This is a genomic window from Acinetobacter sp. WCHAc060006 (assembly GCF_004209135.1).
Taxonomy (GTDB): Bacteria; Pseudomonadota; Gammaproteobacteria; order Pseudomonadales; family Moraxellaceae; genus Acinetobacter; species Acinetobacter cumulans.
The window spans coordinates 1-8733 of the sequence record NZ_SGSS01000054.1 but is presented as its reverse complement, the minus strand read 5'-3'; the positions used below and the strand labels follow the sequence as shown (position 1 = coordinate 8733).

The 8733-nt window shown below is 38.5% G+C and carries 5 protein-coding genes and 1 pseudogene; 3 read left to right on the top strand and 3 right to left on the bottom strand.

Going from position 1 to position 8733, the window contains the following annotated elements:
* The first annotated feature begins 271 nt into the window (after positions 1-271).
* On the top strand, positions 272-1000 hold the full coding sequence (gene adeR, locus EXE29_RS16800) for an efflux system response regulator transcription factor AdeR (protein WP_032073130.1): 729 nt from the start codon (positions 272-274) through the stop codon (positions 998-1000).
* Positions 990-2096 (top strand): two-component sensor histidine kinase AdeS, encoded by a 1107-nt coding sequence (gene adeS / locus EXE29_RS16795; protein ID WP_032073131.1) that lies wholly within the window; start codon positions 990-992, stop codon positions 2094-2096. The genes adeR and adeS overlap by 11 nt, the downstream gene beginning before the upstream one ends.
* Before the next feature lie 103 nt (positions 2097-2199).
* Here adeS and aadT read toward each other — a convergent pair whose 3' ends face one another.
* The 3 genes from aadT to EXE29_RS16780 all read right to left on the bottom strand — a co-directional run bounded on the left by aadT (position 2200) and on the right by EXE29_RS16780 (position 8092).
* Positions 2200-3714 carry a multidrug efflux MFS transporter AadT gene (gene aadT / locus EXE29_RS16790; protein WP_032073148.1) on the bottom strand — a complete coding sequence of 505 codons (1515 nt, stop codon included), beginning with the start codon at positions 3712-3714 and terminating at the stop codon, positions 2200-2202.
* A gap of 113 nt (positions 3715-3827) precedes the next feature.
* Positions 3828-6932, bottom strand: coding sequence for a multidrug efflux RND transporter permease subunit (locus EXE29_RS16785; RefSeq protein WP_270915313.1), 3105 nt, complete (start codon positions 6930-6932; stop codon positions 3828-3830).
* Entirely contained in the window at positions 6929-8092 is a 1164-nt protein-coding gene (locus EXE29_RS16780; protein ID WP_032073150.1) for an efflux RND transporter periplasmic adaptor subunit, read from the bottom strand. The genes EXE29_RS16785 and EXE29_RS16780 overlap by 4 nt, the downstream gene beginning before the upstream one ends.
* Before the next feature lie 437 nt (positions 8093-8529).
* Here EXE29_RS16780 and EXE29_RS17645 point away from each other — a divergent pair.
* Positions 8530-8733, top strand: a pseudogene (locus tag EXE29_RS17645) (LysE family translocator); the annotation flags it as partial.

Sequence of the window (8733 nt, the reverse complement as noted above, 5' to 3'; positions counted from 1 at the left end):
TTGTTCAAAAGTCATATTTTACCTCGGAGAAACCGGACATTTTTATTGGTGAGAATATAGACACTTTAAATGGGTTCTAACACTCTCGTTTCGTATAACAGCCATTATGTTAAATGAATGATAATTGACATTTTGTTCATTAATACTGATATGCAACGAATTTTATTATATGTCACCCCTCAATTACAAATATAAATGACTGCTCGTCTAATCATCTCCATTACACAATTAAATGTTAAAATGCATAGCTACTTCATCTAAGATAAAATATATGTATCCAAATCTACAGCACAGCTTCGAAAACAGCGTCATTCTCGTTGTAGAAGATGATTATGATATTGGTGACATTCTTGAAAAATACATAAAAAATGAAAACATGCAGGTCATCCGTGCATTGGATGGACAACAAGCTTTAGAGTGCCTAAAAGCCAACTCTATCGACCTGATTCTCCTTGATATTAAATTACCCAAACTAAATGGCTGGGAAATTCTACAAATCATCCGTCAAACAAGTCATTTACCTGTCATTATGCTGACTGCCTTAGATGATCAAGTGAATAAGATCATGGGGCTAAAAATGGGTGCTGATGACTTTATTATTAAGCCATTTAACCCAAACGAAGTGATTGCACGAATACAAGCCGTACTTAGACGAAGTACAAGCCAAAATATGGAAATAACTAATATTATTCGTTATAGAAATATTGAAATTAATCCAGATCATCATCAAGTTTACATTTCAAATGGTCAAAGAAATCAGTTGCTCAACCTTACGTTAACTGAGTATAAGATACTGTTTTTGATGGCAAAAACACCGAATAAAGTCTTTACACGTAATGAATTGATCCAAAACTGTATGCCTGAAAGTGATGCTTTAGATCGCACTGTAGATAGCCATATCAGCAAATTACGCAAAAAACTTGAAGAAAATGATGTAAATGGCTTATTAATCAATGTCCGTGGCGTGGGGTATCGCTTAGATCAAAATCATGAAATTTAACTTTTTTAAAAATTCTGTTGGAATTAACTTCCAGTTTATTATCATGATGAGCCTATTCAATTTAGGCATTACGCTGTTATCTTTCATGATTGGCTATTTTGTTTATAGCTGGGCGATAAAAATAGGTTTTCTAAATACACAAGTTATTAATTCAAATGAATTTTCAGTTACCTCCGTTGACTTTATCTGGCTGTTTTTAGTGCTATTAACAGGCTTTTTTCTTTCTACTATCCTCGCCTTTAAATATGGAAAACGCTATACACAGCCAATTAGTGATTTAGCAGATGTTATTCAACAAATTCAACAAGGCAATTTAGCACTCAGAATTAAACAGCCACATCATGATATTCCACATGAAATCAAGTCTCTTATTGAGAACTTCAATGAAATGGCAAACCAACTTGAAGTATCAGTTAAGAATTCAACTGTTTGGAATGCTGCAATTGCACATGAATTACGAACACCTGTGACAATATTACAAGGTCGCTTGCAAGGTATTGTCGATGGTATATTTATTGCCGATAAAGCTTTACACCTAAGCTTATTGAACCAAGTCGAAGGCTTATCTTACCTTGTGGAAGATTTACGGACACTGACACTTATTGAAAATAAACAATTACGATTAGAACTAGAAAAGACCAATTTAAAAAATAGTATTGAAAAATGTCTGCAGATGTTTAATGAACGGTTTCATGTTAAAGGTTTAACTATTGTTTTAAATTTGACGGATAAATTGGTTTGCGTTGATATAAGAAGGATGGAACAGGTCTTTATTGCATTGTTCTCTAACTTTCTAAGATATTCGAATGCTGGAAAAATAAATATTACATCTGTAACCACAGCAGAACATTGGGTATTGACGTTTGAAGATGAAGGTCCTGGTATTGATGAATCGCATCTTAAACACCTGTTCAAACCCTTCTATCGACTGGAAGACTCTAGATCATGTCTAGATGGCGGTACTGGATTAGGCTTGGCAGTGATTGATGCAATTATTGAAGCACACCAAGGTCATATTTATTATTCTAAATCCAAAAACTTAGGTGGCAGCTGTTTTACTATTCAACTAAATCGTAAGACATCAACTCATTTATAATGTGTTAAGTTCAGATTAATACGGCTTAATTTAAACCATAAATTTAAGATAAATTGATGTCTGAACTTAACCATTCTGTTTGATGATCCTCAAATAAATTTCATCACAATGAATTCTCATCTCGATATTTAGCTAGCATAAAAAATACCACAATGGAGAGTATCCCGATGATAATCCCTGCTGTTAATAATAAATTAACATGAGCTGAACTGAAGGCAATTTTACCTGCGTTAATCAATGCTGTACCTTGTTCAACGGGTAACTGGCTCGCCACTAAATAGGTATCACCAATCGAAAGTCTGGCTTTTTCTGCTAAAACAGCAGTTAAATCTGACGGCACTTGAAGATGACTGCCAAATATATAGGCCATGAAAACACCAAATAAAGTAATACCTAGTCCTGTACCCAGTTCATAACCTGTACTTTCAAGTGAACCTGCCGCACCGCCCTTTTCTGCAGGTACTGAGCCCATGATCGCAATGGATGAAGCTGTTAAACCAATACTCAGTGTTAATCCAATCGAAGCTAAAATAAAGGGAACGATGATTCCCGGATGATGAAAATCTGAATAACTCAAACTGACCAACGCAATTGCTGCCAATATTAATGACATGGTCGCAACCAGACGGAGTCCAAATTTATTGGATAAAAAACCAGCAATAGGCCCGCCAATAGCGGCCGCAACCATAATCGGAACCATAAAAAGACCGGCTTGCAGCGGTGTTAAACGAATGACATATTGCAGCTCCATTGCCAAAGTTAACTCAACCCCTGCCAAAGCGCCTGCAGCAACCATTGCCATAATAATGCCGGCTAAAATAGCAGGACGTGAAAATAGCGAAAGATCTAGCATCGGCTGAGGAGAATTCAGCTGTTTGCGTACAAATATGGTTAATAAGCCGATAGATAAAACGACCAAAGGCAAGACAATCAACAACGACTGTTTACCGCCTAAGCCTGCTTTTAGTGCATATACAAACGAAATCAAACCGACAATCAGCAATAGCGCTTGACCAAATGCCCAATGTCCAGGGGTTATAGCTTCTTTTCGGGACAATAAGAAATAGCACATTGGTGCGACAACCAGCATGATTGGGACGTTAATCAGGAAAACTGAACCCCACCAGAAATATTCTAACAATCCCCCACCAATGAGCGGTCCAATGGCGGCACCGGCTGATCCGATTGTGCCCCAAATACCCAGCGCAATGGCACGTTCGCGACTGTCTTCGAAGGTTCTGCGAATAATACCCAATACACAGGGCATAATCATGGCACCGCCTAATGCTAATAAAGCACGTGCGGCAATCAGCATAGAAGCCGTTTGGGAAAATGCCGCAAGGACTGAGGCAATTCCAAATATAACCAAGCCAATCAGCAGAATCTTACGATTGCCGACACGATCAGCCAAAGTTCCCATCGGAACTAAAAGTCCAGCCATAAGTAATGGATAAATATCAATAATCCATAAGACTTGGTTACTTGTGGCACTCAGCGATTGGGTTAATGAGGGAACCGCAACATGCAGTACAGTCATATCAATCACAATCGGCAGAAATGCAAGCACGACAGCGAGCAATATCCACCAGCGTTTCGGATCAAGATTGGTAGCTTTCATGATTAAACCTATATTGATGGTTTATTAAATCAATTCTGAAATAAAGATGTAAATGAAAGATTTGTTGTGGGCTAAACTCGTTAACCCACAGCTTTTATTCTCAGTTTTGATGCTTAATGTGCCGCTTTACGTTTCGAGAATTTCTCAACCATGCTCATGACGACAATAAAGAAAATCGGTACAAAAATAACAGCTAGAATTGTTGCGCTGATCATGCCGCCAAAGACGCCTGTACCAATCGCTTTTTGAGTTTCAGAACTAGCGCCACTGGCAATGACTAAAGGAATAACGCCACAGGTAAATGCCAAAGATGTCATTAGGATTGGACGTAAGCGCAATTTAGCGGCTGCAACGGTTGCCTCCACTAAACCCATTCCTTCTTCTCTTAGTGCTTTTGCAAACTCAACAATCAAAATAGCATTCTTTGCAGATAGACCAATAATCGTGATCATGCCGACCTTAAAGAAAATATCATTTGGCATACCACGTAACATTACTGCTAAAAAGGCGCCAATCAACCCTAGAGGGACAACTAGCATCACAGAGAATGGAATTGACCAGCTTTCATAAAGCGCTGCCAAGACAAGGAAAACGACTAACATCGACAACAGTAATAAAAACAAGGTTTGTGATTCCGACTGTTTTTCTTCTAGAGAAATCCCAGTCCACTCATAACCCACACCTTTCGGAAGTTGTTCAATCAAATTTTCCATCTCAGTCATGGCTTGTCCTGAAGATATACCTGCTGCTGGACTGCCAGAAATACTCAATGATGGACGACCGTTGTAACGATTGTATTGTTGTGGGGAATGTTGCCAAATTGGAGTAATTATTTCAGACATTGAAACCAATTTACCGCTTTGACTGTTCACCTTAATCTGAAGAATATCTTCAATACTCATGCGTGATTTGGCATCAAGTTGCACAATGACTTGCTGCATACGGTCATGATTTGGAAAATCATTGATATACATCGAACCCATTGAGGTTGAAATAATATCGGTCACATCACTGAAATTAACACCTAATGCCTGCAATTTATCTCTATCAATTTTAAGCTGTACAGAACTGCCATCTGGCAAACCTTCAGGATAGACCTCCGCCACGATTTTACTTTGTGCTGCTAATGCTAAAAGCTGATCTTGTGCTTCTCTTAAAGCAGGCATGCCAATATTGCCACGATCTAATAATCTCAGTGAAAAACCAGATGAGTTACCCAATTCATCAATTGCTGGTGGTAACACAGACATGGTTTGACCTTCTGAACTTTCAGCCATCGCTATATTGGCATTATTCACGACTTCTTGTGCCGTAATAGTACGCTCTTCGAATGGCAATAGATTGGTAAAATACATCGCTGTATTCTGACCAGATCCACTAAAACCAAAACCTAAGACCGCCATATTGTCTTTAATCCCCGTTTCTTGGTCTAAATAATTTTGAAACTCAGCAACGACTTTACGGGTACGTTCTTGAGTTGCATCCGCAGGAAGTTGAATCGAAGTCATAAACCACCCCTGATCTTCTTCTGGCATAAACGCAGTCGGAACGTGTTTAAAACTAAAAATCAGCACAATGACAATGCCTAAGAAACATAACATTGCGAGGGTTTTATGTTTAATTACTTTAAATAAACTGCGTTCATAGCGATTGTTCAGCTTCTCAAAACTGCGATCAAACGATGCAAAAACACCCTTTTTCTGATGGTCTTGATCAATCGGTTTTAACATCGTTGCACATAACGCAGGGGTTAATGTCAGTGCAAGGAAAGCTGAGAATAAAATTGAAACCGACATGGTAATGGTGAACTGACGATAGATAATCCCCACTGAGCCTGACGCCAATGCCATCGGCAAGAATACAGCGGCTAACACTAAGGTGATGCCAATAATCGGATTGGTAATTTCCTTCATGGCTTTAGATGTGGCTTCAACTGGAGATAAGCCTTCTGTCGCCATAATGCGTTCAACATTCTCAATGACCACAATCGCATCATCGACAATAATCCCGATCGCAAGCACCATACCGAACATGGTCAGCACATTAATCGAAAAACCAGCAAGCAGCATGACTGAGAATGTGCCAAGCAATGCAATCGGTGCAACAATCGCCGGAATTAAGGTGTATCGAACATTGTGTAAAAAGATAAACATGACAATAAAAACTAATGCCATAGCTTCAAGCAATGTCATGATTACTTTTTCAATCGAGATTTTTACAAAAGGTGCAGTGTCGTAAGGTATAGAGAATTTCATACCATCAGGCAGTGCTGAACCTAACTGTTCAATTTTCGCTTTAACACCTTCTGCAGTCTTGACAGCGTTGGCACCAGGACTCATTTGTATCGCCACAGCTGTAGAGGCTTTGCCATTTTCTAAAATCGCAAAGTTATACATCTGTGCCCCGATTTCGACACGAGCGACATCCGACAGTCGAACATTGGCGCCATTTTGTTGAGCACGTAAACTAATTTTCTTGAATTGCTCTACAGTTTCTAATTGACCTTGAGCAGTTAAAGGAATAGTAATTTGTTGCCCCGTCAAAGCAGGAACATCACCAATACGACCTGGTGATATCGGCAAGTTTTGGTTTTGGATGGCTGTATTCACATCTTGAATACTCAATCCATAAGAAACCAAACGATCTGGATCGACCCAAATCCGCATGGCTTTTTCAGCACCAAAATTTTGGACTTTACCAACACCGTCAACCCGCTTTAATTCTTCAATCACATAGCGAGTCATATAGTCACTGACATCAATTTCACTATATTTGCCATTCGGTGAACTTAAGCCCACCATCATTAAAAAACCAGACGACGCAGCATCGACCATCAGCCCTTGTTGTCGCACTGTTTGAGGTAAGCGTGACTCAATGGCTTTAATTTTGTTTTGCACATCAATTTGTGCAAGTTCTACATCTGTACCTGGTTTAAATGTTGCGGTGATTGTTGCTGTTCCAGAACTATCTGAACTTGAACTGTAATAAAGTAAGTTTTTGACACCTGACATTTCCCGCTCAATCAAGGTCACAACACTATCATTCAATGTTTTTGGCGTAGCACCTGGATAGATTGCCGTAATACTAATCTGTGGTGGCGCAACACTTGGGAATCGTGCAATAGGTAACTTGGGGATGCTTAGTACACCCAACAGAATAATAAATAAAGCAATCACCCATGCAAAAATAGGACGCCTAATGAAAAATTGGGACATTATTGCTGTCCTCCATTTTCCTTAATATTTGTAGGTTGCCACTGCTTAATTTTTAATTTTTGCTCAGGCTGTATACGATCAGCCCCTTCAACAATGACTTTCTCACCTGCTTGTAACCCTTGTTTGATCACATAGTTATTTTGATAACGTTGACCAAGCTGAACAGGCTTGCTTTGCGCTAAACCTTTTTGATTAACAATCGTAACATTGGCTTTACCACTAATATCATGTTGAATCGCTTGTTCTGGAACTAGGAGCGCATTTTCAACTTGAGCTCGGCTCATATTGACTCGAACATACATGCCTGGCAAAAGTTTTTGATTTTCATTATTGGCTAAAATACGGATTGTGACATCACCCGTATCAGGATCAACTTTAGTATCCGAAAATAGGATTTCACCTGTAACGTTATAAGGTTTACCCTGACTATTTAGGATTTCAACCGTATGTTTGGTATTTGACACGTCACCTTGCTGTAAAGCTTCCTGTAGTTTTTCATAATCACTAATTGATTGCTTTACATCAACATAGACTTTATTAATCTGTTGTATTACGGCCATTGCATTAGTATCACCTTGACCAACTAATGCACCCTCAGTCACTAAGATTTCACCAATCGTTCCCGAGATAGGGGCTGTAACAGTCGCATATTTAAGATTAAGTTGTTGTCTGCTTAACATGGCTTGCATTTGCGCCACATCGGCTTTTGCTTTTTGATAATCTGCTTCGGTATTGTTGTATTCCTGCTGACTAACCGCATTTACTTTTACTAATTCAGTGTAGCGTTTTAACAGCACCTGCAAACGTGTCACCTCAGCTTGTGCACGGTTTAAAGTGGCTTGATTGCTTTTTACATCTGCCTGAAATATTTCAGAATTCAATTTAAAAAGCGGTTGACCTGCTTGCACATAAGAGCCTTGCTTAAAAAGTACTTTATCAACAATTCCACCTACTTGCGGGCGAATTTCAGCAATACGGTAAGCGACAACACGGCCTGGAAGATTTTCAATTAAATTCATGGAATGCGGTAATACCGTGATGGTACTGACAACCGCTGGTGGCATTTCTGTTGGGGACTGTTCAGCATCTTTGGCTTGTGTACAGCCGATTAAAAGTACAGTTGTAATAAGTATTGAACCTATTAAATGATAATGTGTTGACATGCTTTTTCAGAGGGGGGGTTTTAGATACTACTATTTTGAAATAGCAGTGTTTATGAATTGCTGATGTTGTGTGGAGATTGTGTGGAGATTGTGTGGAGATTGTGTGGAGAGATTAAAAGATTTATTTTTTAATGACACGCTTAAACAGCGTGGCTTGTAAATTAGTATAAATAATTTTGTTGTTCTACAATTTTGATCGTATCTTAGTTTTTTCTCATAGTTCATGAACTTTAAAATTCTAAACCAAGACTAATATTTATATAAGCAATTGAAAATACAATACATAGTTTCTTTATACACTTATGAAGTGAACTTTAGGTGAACATAAGTTAAATAGAAATTTTTAATTAGTTCAGCACAAACGTACAATCTTTAAGGCCTATAACTCGATACCGTTCTCTCTTTGATGTTTATTGCTATCTAATTGAGTGAACTCTGTGGAAATATTTCTTTATACATTAAGCGTTATGTATAGCCCAGGCCCTGTAAATTTTATGGGGCTAAATTCTGGCCTTACAGGTCAATTAAAAAAGACTATAGGATTTTACCTAGGCATTGGTTTCGCCATGTTGATCTTATTCGTATTGTTTGGCTATATAGGTGAAGCTGTTATTCCACATGGATTGATTCATTATATTGCT

Coding starts and splice junctions, on each gene's coding strand:
- aadT (WP_032073148.1), bottom strand. CDS start 3,714: ATGAAAGCTACCAATCTTGATCCGAAACGCTGGTGGATATTGCTCGCT.
- EXE29_RS16780 (WP_032073150.1), bottom strand. CDS start 8,092: ATGTCAACACATTATCATTTAATAGGTTCAATACTTATTACAACTGTA.
- adeS (WP_032073131.1), top strand. CDS start 990: ATGAAATTTAACTTTTTTAAAAATTCTGTTGGAATTAACTTCCAGTTT.
- adeR (WP_032073130.1), top strand. CDS start 272: ATGTATCCAAATCTACAGCACAGCTTCGAAAACAGCGTCATTCTCGTT.